The organism is Ideonella flava, assembly GCF_051857595.1.
Lineage (GTDB): Bacteria > Pseudomonadota > Gammaproteobacteria > Burkholderiales > Burkholderiaceae_C > Ideonella.
The window spans coordinates 221,422-238,433 of the sequence record NZ_JBPZHD010000008.1 but is presented as its reverse complement, the minus strand read 5'-3'; the positions used below and the strand labels follow the sequence as shown (position 1 = coordinate 238,433).

Annotated in this window: 18 protein-coding genes; 11 read left to right on the top strand and 7 right to left on the bottom strand. The window is 67.3% G+C overall.

Annotation, left to right across the window (positions count from 1 at the left end):
• The first annotated feature begins 10 nt into the window (after window positions 1-10).
• From ACS5PM_RS18805 to ACS5PM_RS18770, 8 genes are read left to right on the top strand one after another with little or no spacing between them, the layout of a single operon-like run.
• Complete coding sequence (locus ACS5PM_RS18805) at window positions 11-649, top strand: NADH-quinone oxidoreductase subunit J (protein WP_439389203.1); 639 nt, start codon at window positions 11-13, stop codon at window positions 647-649.
• Complete coding sequence (gene nuoK, locus ACS5PM_RS18800) at window positions 646-957, top strand: NADH-quinone oxidoreductase subunit NuoK (protein WP_439389202.1); 312 nt, start codon at window positions 646-648, stop codon at window positions 955-957. Before ACS5PM_RS18805 ends, nuoK begins: the two co-directional genes overlap by 4 nt.
• A gap of 16 nt (window positions 958-973) precedes the next feature.
• Entirely contained in the window at window positions 974-3,007 is a 2,034-nt protein-coding gene (gene nuoL / locus ACS5PM_RS18795; protein WP_439389201.1) for an NADH-quinone oxidoreductase subunit L, read from the top strand.
• 22 nt (window positions 3,008-3,029) lie between these two features.
• Window positions 3,030-4,532 (top strand): NADH-quinone oxidoreductase subunit M, encoded by a 1,503-nt coding sequence (locus ACS5PM_RS18790; RefSeq protein WP_439389200.1) that lies wholly within the window; start codon window positions 3,030-3,032, stop codon window positions 4,530-4,532.
• Window positions 4,533-4,551: 19 nt separating this feature from the next.
• Window positions 4,552-6,057: an NADH-quinone oxidoreductase subunit NuoN gene (gene nuoN, locus ACS5PM_RS18785; protein WP_439389199.1), complete on the top strand. Its 1,506-nt coding sequence runs from the start codon at window positions 4,552-4,554 to the stop codon at window positions 6,055-6,057.
• 15 nt (window positions 6,058-6,072) lie between these two features.
• Entirely contained in the window at window positions 6,073-6,390 is a 318-nt protein-coding gene (locus ACS5PM_RS18780) for a DUF2818 family protein (protein ID WP_439389198.1), read from the top strand.
• Window positions 6,383-6,994 carry an NUDIX domain-containing protein gene (locus ACS5PM_RS18775; RefSeq protein WP_439389197.1) on the top strand — a complete coding sequence of 204 codons (612 nt, stop codon included), beginning with the start codon at window positions 6,383-6,385 and terminating at the stop codon, window positions 6,992-6,994. The genes ACS5PM_RS18780 and ACS5PM_RS18775 overlap by 8 nt, the downstream gene beginning before the upstream one ends.
• Window positions 6,995-7,001: 7 nt before the next feature.
• Window positions 7,002-7,460 carry a DUF1178 family protein gene (locus ACS5PM_RS18770; protein ID WP_439389196.1) on the top strand — a complete coding sequence of 153 codons (459 nt, stop codon included), beginning with the start codon at window positions 7,002-7,004 and terminating at the stop codon, window positions 7,458-7,460.
• Window positions 7,461-7,481: 21 nt separating this feature from the next.
• Here the strand turns inward: ACS5PM_RS18770 and ACS5PM_RS18765 are convergent, their stop codons facing one another.
• Both ACS5PM_RS18765 and ACS5PM_RS18760 read right to left on the bottom strand, forming a co-directional pair.
• Complete coding sequence (locus ACS5PM_RS18765; protein WP_439389195.1) at window positions 7,482-8,888, bottom strand: FAD-binding oxidoreductase; 1,407 nt, start codon at window positions 8,886-8,888, stop codon at window positions 7,482-7,484.
• On the bottom strand, window positions 8,885-9,298 hold the full coding sequence (locus tag ACS5PM_RS18760) for a DUF2069 domain-containing protein (protein ID WP_439389194.1): 414 nt from the start codon (window positions 9,296-9,298) through the stop codon (window positions 8,885-8,887). Before ACS5PM_RS18760 ends, ACS5PM_RS18765 begins: the two co-directional genes overlap by 4 nt.
• A gap of 10 nt (window positions 9,299-9,308) precedes the next feature.
• On the opposite strand from ACS5PM_RS18760, the gene ACS5PM_RS18755 reads away from it, so the two are divergent.
• Complete coding sequence (locus tag ACS5PM_RS18755; RefSeq protein WP_439389193.1) at window positions 9,309-10,544, top strand: YihY family inner membrane protein; 1,236 nt, start codon at window positions 9,309-9,311, stop codon at window positions 10,542-10,544.
• An 11-nt stretch (window positions 10,545-10,555) separates the two neighbouring features.
• Here the strand turns inward: ACS5PM_RS18755 and ACS5PM_RS18750 are convergent, their stop codons facing one another.
• The gene (locus tag ACS5PM_RS18750; RefSeq protein WP_439389192.1) at window positions 10,556-11,131 is read right to left on the bottom strand and encodes a helix-turn-helix domain-containing protein; all 576 of its coding nucleotides are present in this window, start codon (window positions 11,129-11,131) and stop codon (window positions 10,556-10,558) included.
• 121 nt (window positions 11,132-11,252) lie between these two features.
• Between ACS5PM_RS18750 and kbl the strand changes: the two genes are divergently transcribed.
• Together kbl and ACS5PM_RS18740 are read left to right on the top strand one after the other, a co-directional pair.
• A complete protein-coding gene (kbl, locus tag ACS5PM_RS18745) occupies window positions 11,253-12,455 on the top strand; it encodes a glycine C-acetyltransferase (RefSeq protein WP_439389191.1) in 1,203 nt (400 codons plus the stop codon).
• Window positions 12,452-13,399 carry an NAD-dependent epimerase/dehydratase family protein gene (locus tag ACS5PM_RS18740; protein ID WP_439389190.1) on the top strand — a complete coding sequence of 316 codons (948 nt, stop codon included), beginning with the start codon at window positions 12,452-12,454 and terminating at the stop codon, window positions 13,397-13,399. Before kbl ends, ACS5PM_RS18740 begins: the two co-directional genes overlap by 4 nt.
• Before the next feature lies 1 nt (window position 13,400).
• Here ACS5PM_RS18740 and ACS5PM_RS18735 read toward each other — a convergent pair whose 3' ends face one another.
• From ACS5PM_RS18735 to ACS5PM_RS18720, 4 genes are read right to left on the bottom strand one after another with little or no spacing between them, the layout of a single operon-like run.
• Window positions 13,401-13,730, bottom strand: a complete 330-nt coding sequence (locus tag ACS5PM_RS18735) for an Mpo1-like protein (protein WP_439389189.1) — start codon at window positions 13,728-13,730, stop codon at window positions 13,401-13,403.
• Window positions 13,731-13,746: 16 nt separating this feature from the next.
• Window positions 13,747-14,868 carry an alpha/beta fold hydrolase gene (locus tag ACS5PM_RS18730; protein ID WP_439389188.1) on the bottom strand — a complete coding sequence of 374 codons (1,122 nt, stop codon included), beginning with the start codon at window positions 14,866-14,868 and terminating at the stop codon, window positions 13,747-13,749.
• Window positions 14,869-14,894: 26 nt separating this feature from the next.
• Window positions 14,895-15,695 (bottom strand): alpha/beta fold hydrolase, encoded by an 801-nt coding sequence (locus ACS5PM_RS18725; RefSeq protein ID WP_439389187.1) that lies wholly within the window; start codon window positions 15,693-15,695, stop codon window positions 14,895-14,897.
• On the bottom strand, window positions 15,692-16,990 hold the full coding sequence (locus tag ACS5PM_RS18720; protein WP_439389186.1) for an O-acetylhomoserine aminocarboxypropyltransferase: 1,299 nt from the start codon (window positions 16,988-16,990) through the stop codon (window positions 15,692-15,694). The genes ACS5PM_RS18725 and ACS5PM_RS18720 overlap by 4 nt, the downstream gene beginning before the upstream one ends.
• Window positions 16,991-17,012: the final 22 nt, after the last annotated feature.

Genomic DNA, 17,012 nt, shown 5'->3' with positions numbered 1-17,012 from the left:
CGCTAAAACAATGGATACCACCTCCGCCCTTTTCTATCTCTTCTCGGCCGTGCTGCTGGTGTCGGCCTTCCGGGTCATCACCGCGCGCAGCACCGTGCACGCGGCGCTGTTCCTGGTGCTGGCCTTCTTCAACGCGGCCTGCGTCTGGATGCTGCTGAAGGCCGAGTTCCTGGCCATCACGCTGGTTCTGGTCTACGTCGGCGCCGTGATGGTGCTCTTCCTGTTCGTGGTGATGATGCTGGACGTCGACACGGACGCCTTGCGCGAAGGCTTCTGGACTCACTTCCCGCTGGCCGCCTTCGTCGGCGTGCTGATCTCGCTGGAGATGGCGCTGGTGCTCAAGACCAGCTTCAACCTGCCGCAGGCCAAGCCTTTCGATCCCGCCGTCGTCCAGCTGGGCAACACCCGCGCGCTGGGCGTCGAGGTCTACACCCAGTACCTGTACCCGCTGCAGGTGGCCGCGGTCCTGCTGCTGGTGGCGATCATTGCCGCCATTGCGCTGACCCTGCGCCGGCGCAAGGACAGCCGCTATCAGAACCCGTCCGAGCAGGTGCGCGCAAAGAAGGCTGACCGCGTGCGGCTGGTGAAGATGCCTCCGACGATCGAAGTCCCTGCCGTCGCGAAGACGGCCGAAGGAGGCCAGGCATGACCGGCATCACCCTGGGCCACTACCTCACGCTGGGCGGCATCCTGTTCGCCCTGTCGGTGGTCGGCATCTTCATGAACCGGCGCAACCTCATCGTCCTGCTGATGGCCATCGAGCTGATGCTGCTGTCGGTCAACATGAACTTCGTCGCCTTCTCGCACTACCTGGGCGACATGGCCGGCCAGGTGTTCGTGTTCTTCATCCTCACCGTGGCGGCTGCCGAGTCCGCCATCGGCCTGGCGATCCTCGTCGTGCTGTTCCGCAACCGGGCGACCATCGCCGTCGACGAGCTGGACAGCCTCAAGGGCTGAGGAACAAGAGAAGAAGATGTCTGCACAACTCTCCCAGAACCTGTTGCTGACGGTGCCGCTGGCGCCGCTGGCGGGCTCCATCGTCGCCGGCCTGTTCGGCAAGGCCATCGGAAGGCGCGGCGCCCACTGGGTCACCATCCTGGGCGTCCTGGTCTCGTTCATCGTTTCGGCGATGGTGCTGAAGTCCGTGGCGCTGGATGGTGCCCGCTTCAACGCCACCGTCTACGAGTGGATGAACGTGGGCGGCCTGAAGATGGAGGTCGGCTTCCTCATCGACGGCCTGACCGCGATGATGATGTGCGTGGTGACCTTCGTGTCCCTGATGGTGCACATCTACACCATCGGCTACATGGAGGAAGACCCGGGCTACCAGCGCTTCTTCTCCTACATCTCGCTGTTCACCTTCTCGATGCTCATGCTGGTCATGAGCAACAACTTCCTGCAGCTGTTCTTCGGCTGGGAAGCGGTGGGCCTGGTGTCCTATCTGCTGATCGGCTTCTGGTTCAAGAAGCCGACCGCCATCTTCGCCAACCTGAAGGCCTTCCTCGTCAACCGCGTCGGCGACTTCGGCTTCATCCTCGGCATCGGCCTGGTGCTGGCCTACACGGGCTCGCTGAACTACAGCGAGGTGTTCGCCAAGGGCCAGGATCTCGCCGGCGCCGGCACGCTGCTCAACACCGGCTGGCAGGTCATCACGGTCACCTGCATCTGCCTGTTCATCGGCGCCATGGGCAAGAGCGCGCAGTTCCCGCTGCACGTGTGGCTGCCCGACTCGATGGAGGGCCCGACCCCGATCTCGGCGCTGATCCACGCGGCCACCATGGTGACGGCCGGCATCTTCATGGTCACGCGCATGTCACCGCTGTTCGAGCTGTCGGACGCCGCGCTGTCGTTCGTGATGGTGATCGGCGCCATCACGGCTCTGTTCATGGGCTTCCTCGGCATCATCCAGAACGACATCAAGCGCGTGGTGGCGTACTCGACGCTCTCCCAGCTGGGCTACATGACGGTGGCCCTGGGTGCCTCGGCCTACTCGGTGGCCGTGTTCCACCTGATGACGCACGCCTTCTTCAAGGCGCTGCTATTCCTGGGCGCCGGCTCGGTCATCATCGGCATGCACCACGACCAGGACATCCGCAACATGGGCGGCCTGCGCAAGTACATGCCGCTGACCTGGATCACCTCGTTGCTGGGCTCGCTGGCGCTGATCGGCACGCCCTTCTTCGCGGGCTTCTATTCCAAGGATTCCATCATCGAGGCGGTGCACGCCAGCCACCTTCCGGGTTCGGGCTTCGCCTACTTCGCCGTGGCGGCGGGCGTGTTCGTCACGGCCTTCTACTCCTTCCGGATGTACTTCCTCGTCTTCCACGGGGAGGAGCGCTTCCACCACAAGCCCTTCCCGCCGGAGGACCACGGCGCGCACGAAGAGCCGGGGGACCACAGCGAAGTGCACATGCCGCACGAGTCTCCGTGGGTGGTGACGGCCCCGCTGCTGCTGCTCGCGGTGCCCTCGGTGGTGATCGGCTTCATGACGATAGGTCCGATGCTCTTCGGCGACTTCTTCCAGGGGGCGATCTTCGTCAACCACGAACTGCACCCCGCGATGGAAGAGCTGAAGCACGAGTTCAGCGGCGCGACCGCCATGGGCCTGCATGCCTTCACCTCGCTGCCCTTCTGGCTGGCGCTGGCCGGCGTGGTGACGGCCTACGTGTTCTACCTGGTCAAGCCCGGCATCCCGGCGGCCTTCGCGCGCATCTTCGCCCCCGTGGTGCGGGTGCTCGAGAACAAGTACTACATGGACTGGATCAACGAGAACATCATCGCCGCCGCAGCCCGAGGCCTGGGCCGCGGGCTCTGGAAGGGCGGTGACGTCGGCGTGATCGACGGCCTGATCAACGGCTCGGCGCGCGGCGTCGGGGCGGTGGCCGGCGTGGTGCGCACCCTCCAGACGGGCTACCTCTCGTGGTATGCGCTGGTGATGGTGCTGGGCATTTTCGGCCTGATGACGTGGCAACTGTGGCCCGAACTGATGCGCGCTTTGACGCATTGAACCGAGAGGGCGGAGAACAACAATGGGTCTTTTGAGCGTTGCCATCTGGATGCCGATCGCCTTCGGCGTCCTGCTGCTGGCCATCGGCCGCGACAGCAATCCCGGCGCGACGCGCTGGTTTGCGCTCGTCGGCGCCATCGTCAGTTTCCTGGTCACCCTGCCGCTGATCACCGGCTTCGACACCGGCACCGCGGCCATGCAGTTCCAGGAGAACCTGGCCTGGATCGAGCGCTTCAACGTGCGCTACCACCTGGGCGTGGACGGCATCTCCGTCTGGTTCGTGCTGCTGACGGCCTTCATCAGCGTGATCGTCGTGATCGCCGGCTGGGAGGTCATCTCCGAGCGTCCGCACCAGTACATGGGGGCGTTCCTCATCCTGTCGGGCCTGATGATCGGCGTGTTCTCGGCGGTCGACGGGCTGCTGTTCTACGTCTTCTTCGAGGCCACCCTCATCCCGATGTACATCATCATCGGGGTCTGGGGCGGGCCGCGGCGCGTCTACGCGGCGTTCAAGTTCTTCCTCTACACGCTGCTCGGCTCGCTGCTGATGCTGGTGGCGCTGATCTACCTGTACTACAAGTCGGGCGGCAGCTTCGACATCCTCGTGTGGCACAAGCTGCCGCTGCCGATGTCGGCCCAGGCCCTGCTGTTCTTCGCCTTCTTCGCGGCCTTCTCGGTCAAGGTGCCGATGTGGCCGGTGCATACCTGGCTGCCGGACGCCCACGTCGAGGCGCCCACGGGCGGCTCGGTGGTGCTGGCCGCGATCATGCTGAAGCTCGGCGCCTACGGGTTCCTTCGATTCTCGATGCCGATCGCGCCCGATGCGAGCCATGAGTACGCCTGGTTCATCATCGCGCTGAGCCTGGTGGCGGTGATCTACATCGGCCTGGTGGCCCTGGTCCAGCAGGACATGAAGAAGCTGGTGGCCTACTCGTCGGTGGCCCACATGGGCTTCGTGACGCTGGGCTTCTTCATCTTCAACGAGCTCGGCGTCTCCGGCGGCCTGGTGCAGATGATCGCGCACGGCTTCGTCTCAGGCGCCATGTTCCTTTGCATCGGCGTGCTCTACGACCGTGTGCATTCGCGCGAGATCTCTTCCTATGGCGGCGTGGCCAACACCATGCCGAAATTCGCGGCCTTCGCGCTGCTGTTCGCCATGGCCAACTGCGGCCTCCCGGGGACCGCGGGTTTCATCGGCGAGTGGATGGTCATCCTCGGCACGGTCAAGGTGAACTTCTGGCTCGGCGTGCTGGCGGCCACGGCGCTCATCTTCGGCGCGGCCTACACCCTGTGGATGTACAAGCGCGTCTACTTCGGCGACGTGGCGAACGCCCACGTGAAGGAGCTGGACGACCTCAATGCCCGCGAATTCCTCGTGATGGCGATGCTCGCCGTCGCGGTGCTGGTGATGGGGCTGTACCCCAAGCCCTTCACCGACGTGATGCACACGTCCGTGGATGGCCTCCTGCAGCACGTGGCGACCTCCAAGCTGCCCAAGTTGCCCGCCGTGGCCTCGCAGCCCTGACGCCGGCGGAGTGCAAAACATGACTTCAATGAACTGGCTCGTCGTCTATCCCGAGATCCTGCTGCTGGTCGCCGCCTGCGTGGTGGCGCTGGTCGACCTGGGCGTCACCGACGCCAAGCGTCGTGTCACCTTCTGGTTGACGCAACTTTCGCTGGCCGCCGTGGCCGTCATGCACGGCATGGCGCTCCACAGTGGACTGAGCGGAGAGGCCGCCGCGGCGTCGGTCTACGGCATGCAAGGCCTGGTCGTGTCGGACCCGATGGGCCACATGCTGGCCTTGTGCGCCGCGCTGGCCATGATGCTCACCGTCGCCTACGCCGGTCCCTACGTGGCGGAGCGCGAGCTGCTCAAGGGCGAGTTCTTCACCCTGGCGATGTTCGTGCTGCTGGGCATCTCGGTGATGATTTCGGCCAACAACTTCCTGGTCATCTACGTCGGGCTGGAACTGATGAGCCTGTCGCTGTACGCCCTGGTGGCGCTGCGACGCGACCATGCGGTGGCCACCGAGGCGGCGATGAAGTACTTCGTGCTCGGCGCGCTGGCCAGCGGGTTCCTGCTGTACGGCATGTCCATGCTGTACGGTGCGACCCGCTCGCTCGACCTGCCGGACGTCTTCAACGCCATCCAGACCGGGCAGATCAACGCCACGGTGCTGACCTTCGGCGTGGTGTTCATCGTCGCCGGCCTGGGCTTCAAGCTGGGCGTGGTTCCGTTCCACATGTGGGTGCCGGACGTCTATCAGGGCGCTCCGACGGCGGTCACGCTGATGATTGCCGGCGCGCCGAAGCTCGCCGCCTTCGCCATCGCCATTCGCCTGCTGGTGGAGGGCCTGTCCGGCCTGGCGCACGACTGGCAGCAGATGCTGATCGTGTTGTCGGTGCTGTCGATGACTGTCGGCAACCTGGCCGCCATCGTGCAGACCAACCTGAAGCGCCTGCTGGCCTATTCGGCGATCGGTCAGCTCGGCTTCATGCTGCTGGGCCTGACGCCGACCGTGATCGGCACCAACACCCTGTCGGCGGCCAACGGCTACAGCTCCGCCATGTTCTACATGGTGACCTACGTGCTGACGACGCTGGGCACCTTCGGCCTGGTGATGTACCTGTCGCGGGCCGGCTTCGAGAACGAAGAGGTCTCCGACCTGGCGGGCCTGGGCAAGCGCAGCCCGTGGCTGGCCGGCGTGATGACGGTGTTCATGTTCTCGCTCACCGGCATCCCGCCGATGGTGGGGTTCTATGCGAAGTTCGCCGTGCTGCAGGCGCTGATCACGACCAATGTGCCGGGCTACATCGTGCTGGCGATCGTGGCAGTCATGCTTTCGCTGGTGGCGGCGTACTACTACCTGCGCGTCGTCAAGGTGATGTACTTCGATGAGCCGGCCGATGGCGTGGCCGCGATCGAGCCGCGCGGCGGCGTCGGCGTGTTGCTCGCCGCAAACGGTGCGGCGGCTTTGCTGCTCGGCGTGCTGCCCGATGGCCTCATGGCGCTGTGCCGCGACGTCGTCGTGCGCGCGCTCGCCGGCTGACGGGCGGCCACGGCGGTGACGCAGGCCGCGTCCGTCTGGCTGGTGCTGGTGGTGGCGATGATCGCCGCCAACCTGCCGTTCCTGAACGAGCGACTGTTCTTGCTTGGGCCTCGTCTGCACCCGAAGGCCTTTGCCTGGCGGCTGCTCGAGCTGGTTGTCTACGCGCTGGCCACCTGGGCCCTGGGCATCGCCCTCGAAGGCTCCATCGGCCAACGCGCCCCGCAGGATTGGGAGTTCTTCGCGGCCGGTGCCTGCCTGTTCCTGACCTTGGCGTCGCCCGGCTTCGTGTGGCGATACCTTCGGCGGCGCCATGCGCCGACACAGCATGACTGACCGGCGGCTCGAGCCAGACGACCATCTGGTCGAGACCACCCTCGAGCGCCAGCAGCTCGTTCGCGGCAGCTTCCTGGACGTTCGCCGCGACACGGTGCGGCTGCCCGGCGGAGAAACGGCCACCCGCGAGTACATCGTGCATCCCGGCGCCGTCGTCGTCGTGGCGCTGCTGGACGATGCTCGCCTGGTGATGGAGCGGCAGTATCGCCATCCCCTGGGGCGGGTCATGCTCGAGTTCCCGGCCGGCAAGATCGATCCCGGCGAGCCCAGCGGGCGCTGCGCCGTTCGGGAGCTGGCCGAAGAGACCGGCTACCAGGCCGCCGAATGGGCCTTCGCGGCGACCATGCATAACGCCATCGCCTACTCGACCGAAGGCATCGAGATCTGGTTCGCCAGGGGCCTGGAGGCGGGTGAGCGCCAGCTCGACCGCGGCGAGTTCATCGACGTCTGTGCGATGGAAGAGGCCGAGCTGGATCGGCTGGCCGCGCAGGGCGAGTTGACCGACGCGAAGACGCTGGTCGCGCTGATGTGGTTGCAAAAGTGGCGTTCAGGCGCCTGGCCTTTGGACTGGCGCCCGGTGGGCGACGTGCTCGCCGGCCGATAATCGGCCCATGAAGGTTCTCGATCTGCGTTGCACGCACGGACACGGCTTCGAAGGCTGGTTCGCGTCCGAGGACGACTTCTTGCAGCAGCTCGAGCGCGGACTGATCGAGTGCCCGTTGTGCAGCGACAAGGCGGTCTCGCGGCTGCCCAGTGCGCCGCGGCTGAACCTGGGTGCGCGCCCGCCGGCAGAGCCGGTGCAGGCGCCGTCCGGCCCGCCCGCGGCGCCTTCGGGCCAGGCCGTGACGCTGCAGCACCTCTGGGTCGAGGCGGTCAGGCACGTGATGGCCCGGACGGAAGACGTCGGCGAGCGCTTCCCTGAGGAGGCGCGCCGCATCCACTACGGCGAAGCCGAGTCCCGTGGCATTCGAGGCCAGGCCACGCCCGAGCAGCGTGCCGCGCTGGCCGACGAGGGCATCGAGGTGATGGCGCTGCCGGTGCCCGAAACCCTCAAGGGCCCCTCCCACTGAAGAAGCGCGAAGCGCTGCTCGTCAGATCACACGCCCGGGGTTCATCAGCCCGCCCGGATCGAGGGCGTGCTTGATGGCTCGCATCATGCCCAGCCCGACCGGCGAGCCGCGCTGGGCCAGCTCTTCGCGCTTGAGCTCGCCTATCCCGTGCTCCGCCGAGATGGAACCGGCCAGGCGCTGGACCTCGTCATAGACCAGGGCGTTGATCGCCGCTTCGTGTTGCGCCAGGAAGGCACTCGCGGATTCGCCTTCCGGGCCCTGCAGGTTGTAGTGCAGGTTGCCGTCGCCGAGGTGACCGAAGCACACCACGCGTCCTCCAGGAGCCGCCCGCTCCAGCTCGGCGGCCATTCGATCGACGAAGCCCGGGATCGCCGAGATGGGCAGCGCGATGTCGTGCTTGATGTTGAGACCCTCTTCGCTCTGGGCCAGCGGGATGGATTCGCGCAGGTGCCACAGGGCGCGTGATTGGGCGATGCTTTCCGCCACGGCGGCGTCGTTGACGAGCCCTTGTTCAAGGGCTGCTTCGAGCGTGCTGCCGAGCCGATCGCGTTCCTGGTTCTCGGAATCGGTGCCGGCCAGCTCCAGCAGCACCGTCCATGGGGCGGGGGCGAGCGGGCGCGGCAGCTGCGGGAAGTGGCGCTCCACGAGGCTGAGGGCAAACCGCCCCATCAGTTCGAAGCCCGTCAGACCGGCCCCGAGCCGTGTCCGGGCCAGGTTCAGCAGGCCGACCGCCGCTTCGACCGACGGGCAGGCCGCCAGCGCCGTAACGATCGACGCCGGGGCGGGGTAGAGCTTGAGCGTGGCGGCCGTGATGATGCCGAGCGTTCCTTCGCTGCCGATCAGCAGGTCGCGCAGGTCGTAGCCGGTGTTGTTCTTGCGCAGGCCGCTCAGGCCGTGCCAGACGTCGCCCGCCGCCGTCACGGCCTCCAGCCCGAGGCACAGCTCTCGCGCATTGCCGTAGCGCAGCACTTGCGTCCCGCCGGCGTTGGTGGCGAGATTTCCGCCAATGGTGCAGCTGCCCTCCGCGGCGAGACTCAGAGGGAAGAGCAGCTCCCGGGCTGCCGCCGCCTCCTGCAGGGTCTGGAGGATGCAACCGGCCTCGGCAGTGAGCGTGAGGTTGTCCGCATCGATCTCGCGGATCCGGTTCAGGCGCGTGAGGCTCAAGAGAATCTGCGTGCCGCTGGCATCGGGCACGCCGCCGCCGACGAGCCCCGTATTGCCGCCTTGCGGCACGACCGTCACGCCGGCCGCCAAGCAGGCACGCACCACCGCGGCCACTTCGTCGGCGTGGCCTGGCCGGACGACCGCCAGTGCGCGCCCCCGATAGCGCTTGCGCCAGTCGACCTCGTAGGCCTCCAGCCCTTCGCCTTGCAGAACCTGATCATGGCCGACCAGCGCGCGCAGCGTTTCGATCAATGAAGCGCTCATCGGGCAGCCCTCTTGAGGCGCCAGCGAACATGGATGGCGCAAGCTGCAAACAGGGCGACGCCCACGAGGACTTGAGTGGTCGCCATGGCCGCGCCTGTCCCATGTTCGCTGCCCGCCCGGACCAGGCCCTCGGCTATGTAGAGCCACACCAGCAGCGACAACCAGCGATAGGTGTAAAGGCGCCAGCGCCAGAGGCCTGGCAAGGCAGGCAATAGTGGCAGCACCTTCACAGCCCACGTGCCGCGGCCGGTGGGGGACAGCCAGAGCTCCCAGGCCAGGCCCAGCAGAACCAGGCCCACCAGAAGGCCCATCGCCAGGGCACGCGTGACTCGCGTGGGCGCATCGGGAGGCAGGGGAGAAGGGGCGACAGGCACGCCGGAAGGCGGGGACAGCGAGGGCACGGCTGGCATGATAGCCGCCATGATTTCGACTCTCGCCCTGCGTCACAAGGGCTGGCGGCAGGTGCTCGCCGACTCACTGCAAACCCTGCGTAACTGGCCCTGGTACGAGACGCTGCGCACCTTGCGCCTGCGCTTTCGCGACGACCGCCTCGGCCAGACTGCCGGCAGCCTCACCTTCACCACGCTGATTGCTTTGGTGCCCTTGCTGACGGTGATGCTGGCCATCTTCACCGCCTTCCCGATGTTCGCGAATTTCCAGGACGCACTGCAGAAGTACTTCCTGCAAAGCCTGGTGCCGGACACCATCGCCAAGCCTGTCCTGGGAGCGCTGACCCAGTTCTCGAGCAAGGCCCACAAGCTGGGCGGCGCGGGGCTGGTGGTGCTGGTGATCAGCGCCCTGGCGCTGATGCTGACCATAGACCGCACGCTCAACGCTGTCTGGCGCGTGCGCAAGCCGCGCCCCATCGCGCAACGCGTGCTGGTCTACTGGGCGGCGATCACCCTGGGCCCCCTGGTGCTCGGGGTGTCATTGAGCCTCACGAGCTATGCGATCTCGGCCTCGCGCGGGCTGGTGGGGACGATGCCCGGCGGCGTACGGCTGCTGCTGGACATCGTCGAGTTCAGCTTGTTGGCGGCGACGATGGCGGGGCTGTTCCACTACGTGCCTAACACCCATGTTCGCTGGCGACATGCGGCGGCCGGAGGGCTCTTCGTTGCTGCGGGGTTCGAGATCGCGAAGCGTGTGCTGGGCTGGTACGTCTCGGCGGTCGGCAGCTACTCCACCGTCTATGGCGCCTTTGCGACCGCTCCGATCTTCCTGCTCTGGCTCTACACCGGCTGGGTCATCGTGTTGCTGGGGGCGGTGATCGCCGCCTATGCGCCCAGCCTGCAGATGCGCGTGGTGCGTCACGGCACGGCCCCGGGCCAGCGTTTCACCCTGGCCCTGGCCGTGTTGGCCGAGCTGGCTGCGGCGCGGGCGAGCGAGCAGCGCGGGACGGACCCGGCCCGCATCGCGCAGAAGCTGCGCATCGATCCCCTGCAGATCGAGCCCATCCTCGAACTGCTGGTCCAGGGCGATTGGGTCGGTCGACTGGAGGAGGAGGGCGTGCAGCGCTGGGTGCTGCTGTGCGACCCTGCCCACACGCCGGCCGCGCCGCTGATCGACAAGCTGCTGCTCCAGCCCGACGTGCGCGTGGCGGCCTTCCGCCAGCGCACCGGGATGGACAAGCTGACGCTGGCCGAGCTGCTCGCCTGAGCTTCGCGCGGTCAGCTGGGGTGCACGACCACCAGCAACGCCTGCGCGACGCTGTCGCCGGGGTTGCGAATGGCATGGGGCTGGTCCACCGCGTAGCGTGCCGTCTCGCCGGCCTTGAGCCGGGTGAAGGCCTCGGCCGACTGGACCTCCAGTGTCCCGGCCAGCACGCTCAGATGCTCGCGCGAGCCTGGCTCGTGCGGCTCGGATTCCAGGGCGCCGCCGGGCTGCACCGTCAGCTCGTACCACTCGAACTGGCCCGCCAGGTCGATTGGGCCGAGGATGCGCAATTCGCAGTGGCCATCCGGGCTGCGCAGGGACGGCGTGGCGTGCGAAGGCACCGTGGCGATGGCGGGCTGGCTGGGCTTGTCCGCGCCGAGCAGCTCCGCCATGGGGACGCCCAGCGCATTGGCCAGGCGCCAGACCACGGCGACGGTGGGATTGGCCTGGTTGCGCTCGATCTGCGACAGCATCGATTTCGACACGCCCGCCTGGCGCGACAGCTCGTCCAGCGACAGGGCCCGTTCCTGCCGCAGGGCGGCGAGGGTTTCGCCGACGCGGGGCGGCTCGTGCACGGCAGGGCGGTTCATCGGGGGGCTTGACCAGGCTCGGCTTGTTTACGATACTGCACGCCAGTTCGATATATCGAACTTCGGCAAATCCAGTGAAATCGGATTGTGCCCGAAGTGACGAAGCAGAAGGAGCTCGCCCATGCCCGACACGCCAGATTTCTTCGCCCACCTGCGCCAGGAGCTGCAAGGTATCCGCGACTCCGGCCTCTACAAGGCCGAGCGCATCATCGCCACGCCGCAGGGCGCCCACGTGCGGACCGTGGACGGCCAGGAAGTCATCAACCTGTGTGCCAACAACTACCTCGGCCTGTCCAGCCACCCGGCCGTGATCGAAGCGGCCCATGAAGCGCTGCGCACGCACGGTTTCGGTCTCAGCTCGGTGCGCTTCATCTGCGGCACGCAGGACATCCACAAGACGCTGGAGGCCCGCATCGCGCGCTTCCTGGGCACCGAGGACGCGATCCTCTATGCCGCCGCCTTCGACGCGAACGGTGGGCTGTTCGAGCCGCTGCTGGGCGAGGCCGACGCCATCATCAGCGACGAGCTGAACCACGCCTCGATCATCGACGGCATCCGGCTGTGCAAGGCCCAGCGCTGGCGCTACAAGCACAACGACCTGGCGGATCTCGAGCGCTGCCTGAAGGAGGCCGAGGAAAAGGGCGCGCGCTTCAAGCTCGTCTTCACCGACGGCGTGTTCTCCATGGACGGCACCATCGCCCGGCTGGACGAGATTCGCGCGCTGTGCGACCGTTTCGGTGCGTTGCTGGGCATCGACGAGTGTCATGCGAGCGGCTTCCTCGGCCCGCGTGGCCGCGGCACGCACGAGTACCGCGGCGTGTTCGGCAAGATCGACATCATCACCGGCACCCTCGGCAAGGCGCTGGGCGGCGCGTCCGGCGGCTTCACCGCCGCGCGCAAGGAGGTCGTCGAGATCCTGCGCCAGCGCTCGAGGCCCTATCTGTTCTCGAACACCGTCGCGCCGTCGATCGTCGGCGCCTCCATCGCCGTGCTCGATCTGCTCGAAGGCTCGACCACATTGCGCGACAAGCTCGAAGCCAACACGAAGTACTTCCGCCGTGCCATTGCCGAGGCGGGTTTCGACATCAAGCCGGGCGAGCATCCCATCGTTCCGATCATGGTCCATGACGCGGTGAAGGCGCAGCAACTCGCCGCGCGCCTGCTGGAGCTGGGCATCTACGTCGTCGGCTTCTTCTACCCGGTGGTGCCCAAAGGCCAGGCCCGCATCCGCGTGCAGCTGAGCGCCGCGCACGAGCAGGCCGATCTCGAAAAGGCCGTCGCCGCCTTCCGCCAGGCCGGCCGTGAACTGGGGCTGGTGAAATGAGCGGGCCCAGGATCCTGATCATCGGGGCCAACGGCCAGATCGGCACCGAACTGGCCGAAGAACTGGCCCGCCGCCACGGCGCCAACGCTGTGGTCACCAGCGACCTGGCGCCCAAGGGCCGCGTGCCGGGCCTGGCCCACGAGGCGCTGGACGTGACCGACGCTTCCGCGTTGACGACCATCGTCGAGCGGCACGGCATCACCCAGATCTACCACCTGGCGGCGGCGCTCTCCGCCCGCGGCGAGCAGCATCCGATGTGGGCCTGGGACCTGAACATGAAGGGCCTGCTGAACGTGCTGGAGCTCGCTCGCACGCACAAGCTGGACAAGGTCTTCTGGCCCAGTTCGATCGCCGCCTTCGGCCCGACCACACCCCGCGACCGCACCCCGCAGAAGACGGTGATGGAGCCGACGACTGTCTACGGCATCTCCAAGCTGGCCGGCGAAGGCTGGTGCGCCTGGTACCACCGAATGCACGGCGTGGATGTGCGCTCCATCCGCTACCCCGGCCTCATCAGCTGGAAGACGCCGCCCGGTGGCGGCACCACCGACTACGCGGTGGAGATCTTCCACGAGGCGCTGAAGCAGCGCCGCTACACCAGCTTCCTCGGCCCGCAGTCGGCGCTGCCGATGATGTACATGCCCGATGCCATCCGGGCGACGCTGGAACTGATGGAGGCGCCGGCCGAGAAGATCCGCGAGCGCCATGGCTACAACCTCGCCGGCGTGAGCTTCACGCCTGCCGAGATCGCGGCCGCCATCGGCGAGGAGATCGCCGGATTCGCGATCGACTACGCGCCGGACTTCCGCCAGGCCATCGCCGACTCGTGGCCGCGTTCGATCGACGACTCCGCCGCCCGTGAAGACTGGGGCTGGAGGCCCGAGTACGACCTGCGCGCGATGGTGCGCGACATGCTGGCCAATCTGGCGCCCGTGGCGGCCTGATTCAGAACGGGATCCTGCCGCGCCAGATCTGGCCGTACATGACCCAGTCGCCCATGAAGCTGTAGAGCGGGCGCTTGAAGCTGGCCGGCCGGTTCTTCTCGAAGCCGAAGTGGCCCAGCCAGGCGAAGCCGTAGCCGCACAGCAGGCCGTAGAGCAGGAACTCCCAACGCCCGGTCGCCAGCAGGGCACCGAGGCATGCCAGCGCCAGCGTCGAGCCCACGAAGTGCAGGCGACGGCAGGTCCGGTTGCTGTGCTCGCCGAGGTAGAAGGGATAGAACTCGGCGAAGCTGTGGAAGGTCTTCGGGTCGACCGTGGTCGCGGCAGTGTTCATCCTCGGCTCCTCGCGTTCAGCGCCCGGCGTCGACCGGCACGGCCGGGTCGGCCAGCGGGCGCACGTACTTCAGCAGGCTCAGCAGCATCTTGCCAGGCTCCTCCCATGGAATCATGTGGGAAGAACGTTCGAACCAGACCGCCTGCTTGGAGGGGGCCTGCACCGCATCCAGCCACTTCGCGGTCGGCTCCGAGGGCGTCGTGTAGTCGTGGCGGCCCATGAACATCACCACCGGGATCGGGAAGCGCTTCACGCCCGTGAAGTCGACCTCCAGGAACTCCGGGAGGATGCGGCCGAGCGTGAACACGTTGCCTTCGTCGATGGCCGCGCGGTCCTTGGGCTCGTACTCGGCTGAAAGCAGCGAGGCATTGAAGAAGTAGGGCGACTCCGACCGCCAGGCGCTCAAGCCTCCGTAGAACTGCGGCCACTTGCGGGCGATGATGATGCGTTCGCGGGTGATCGGCCGGTCGCCGGGGTAGGGCGCGATCGACTCCAGTTCCTTGATGGCTTCTGCGTTGCCGTGGGCGCGGGCCTGGGACAGCCCGTACTCGAAGCTGATGCGCTCGTTCTCGCGGGTGTTGATGTTCTGCCCGATGCCGACGTAGGCGCAGAAGAGGTCGGGCCGCTTGAGCGCCGCGCCCATGCCCGCCACCGTGCCCCAGCTGTGGCCCATCAGGATGAGTTTGCGCTGGCGGTACTTGGCGCGAATGTGCTCGGCCACCTCGATCGCGTCATCGACGTAGCGGGAAATGTGGATGGTGTCCGAGATGGCAGCCGGATCGGTTTCGCCGAAGGTCTTGCCGGCGCCGCGCTGGTCCCAGTTGACGACGGTGAAGTACTCCTCGAGCGGCCGCTGGAACTGCCACATCGTGGGCATCAGCGGCGAAGCCGGGCCGCCGTGCACGAACAGGATGATGGGGTTGCGCAGGTCCTGGCCCCGCACGCTGAGCCATTGGTCGATGCCGCCGATCTTCGTCTTGTACGTCTCCTGCACGCCGGTCGGGGCGAGGATGCGCCCCAGGTCGCGCACGGCTTCGCGCGCGGCCTGGTAGCGGGCGGCGTCCTTGGCGGTGTCCTGCGCTTGTGCGCGAGGGAGGAAGGAGAAGAGAAGGGCCAGGGCGAGGAAACAGGTCTTCACGCGGTGCTGCACGGGTTCGTGGGAAGTCAGGCCAGGGCACTGCGAAGTGCGGCCAGGGTCGGGTCCGGTGCCTCGGCCATCAGGACGTGGCCGGCTTCGACGTTCTCGATCCGCGCCTTCAAGGCCGCTCCGATCTCGGCCGCGGCCTTGGGCGGTGTCATCTGGTCTCGTCGGCCCAGGATGAGCGTCGCCGGGGCAGTGACCCGCGCTGCGGCTTCGAGCGCGCCTCGGTAGGCATCGCAAGCGACGAAGTCCTGGTGATAGAGCGCGGCGTTACCCTGCCGCGCCAGGACCAGGCGGCACAGGGCCCTGCCGCCGCCGCGCACCCACACGCCCGGGCCGGGATAGCCGGGCTTGGGGGCCAGCGTGGAGTACGAAAGCGTGGTCACCAGGTCGATCGCTGCCAGCGGATCGTCCTTCGACAGCTCCAGCAGGGCCGGCGACACCTTCATCGGATAGGCCGTGCCCACCATGACGAGTCGGCTGACCCGCGAAGGCTCACGCCCGGCGGCCTCGAGCGCGATCAGCGAGCCCATGCTGTGGCCGACGAGGGCCGCTTGCTTCACTTGTGCTGCATCCAGCAGGGCCAGCACCCAGTCCGCCATGGCCTCGACGCTTTCCAGTGCCGGGCCGTCGCTCTTCATGTGTCCGGGCAGGTCGGGTGCCAGCACGCCGTAGCCGTGGTGGGCGCACCAGCGTGCCAGCAGTGTCCACACCGAGTGGTCGTGCAGCGCGCCGTGCAGGAAGACGATGCAGGGCAGGGAAGGATCGAATGCCTTGCCGCCGGTGTAGGCGTAGGCCTGGCGGCCGTGGACGCTGAGCTTCATGCGGCCTTCTCCGCTGCCCTCAGCGCCCGCTTCAGGTCATCGATGAGGTCGTCCGGATCTTCCAGCCCGATCGACAAGCGGATCGTGCCGGGCCCGATGCCGGCCTGAGCCAGTGCCGCGTCGTCCATCCGGAAGTGGGTCGTCGAGGCCGGGTGGATCACGAGGGACCGGCAATCGCCGACGTTGGCCAGGTGCGAGAACAGCTTCAGGGCCTCGATGAACGCCTGGCCCTGCCGCCGCGAGCCCTTGATGTCGAAGCTGAAGACCGAGCCGCAGCCGCGCGGCAGAAGCCTGGCCGCCAGCGCGTGATCGGGGTGAGACTCGAGTTCCGGATAGCCGACGCTGCCGACCATCGGATGCGAGACGAGGAACTGGACCACGCGGCGGGTGTTGTCGATGTGCCGCGCCATGCGCAGCGGCAGGGTCTCGACGCCTTGCAGGATCAGCCACGCGGTGTGCGGGCTCATGCAGGCGCCGAAGTCGCGCAGGCCCTCTCGCCTGGCGCGCAGCAGGAAGGCGCCGTCAGAGCTCTCCTCGCTGAAGACCATGCCGTGGAAGCCCTCGTAGGGCTCGGTCAGTTCGGGGAAGCGCCCGCTGGCTTCCCAATCGAAGCGCCCTCCATCGACGAGCACTCCGCCCACCACCGTGCCGTGGCCCGAGAGGAACTTGGTGGCCGAGTGGAAGACCAGGTCGGCCCCCAGCTCCACCGGCTTCATCAGCCAGGGCGTCGTGAAAGTTGAATCCACCAGCAGCGGCAGGCCGGCCTCATGCGCAATGGCGGAGACGGCCGGGACATCCATGACGTCGAGCCCCGGGTTGCCGAGCGTTTCGCCGAAGAGCAGGCGCGTGTTCGGTCGGATCGCCGCGCGCCACGCATCGAGTTCGCGTGTCTTGACGAAAGTCGTCTCGATGCCGAAGCGCTTGAGGGTGTAGTGCAGCAGGTTGTGCGAGCCACCGTACAGCGCCGAGCTGGCGACGATGTGGGAGCCCGCGCCGGCGAGCGTCACGATGGCCAGGTGCAGGGCTGCCTGGCCGCTTGCGGTGGCGATGGCGCAGACGCTGCCTTCGAGTGCGGCGACCCGCTCCTCCAGCACCGCGTTGGTCGGATTGGAGATGCGGCTGTAGACGTGGCCCGAGCGCTCCAGGTTGAACAGCGACGCCGCGTGTTCGCTGGATTCGAAGACAAAGGACGTGGTCAGGTGGATGGGCACGGCGCGGGCGCCGGTGGCGGGGTCGGGCGCCGCACCGGCGTGCAGCGCCAGCGTGTCGAAACCCGGGTCTGTAGCGCCTGCCATAAGGTGTTACCGGATCTGTGTC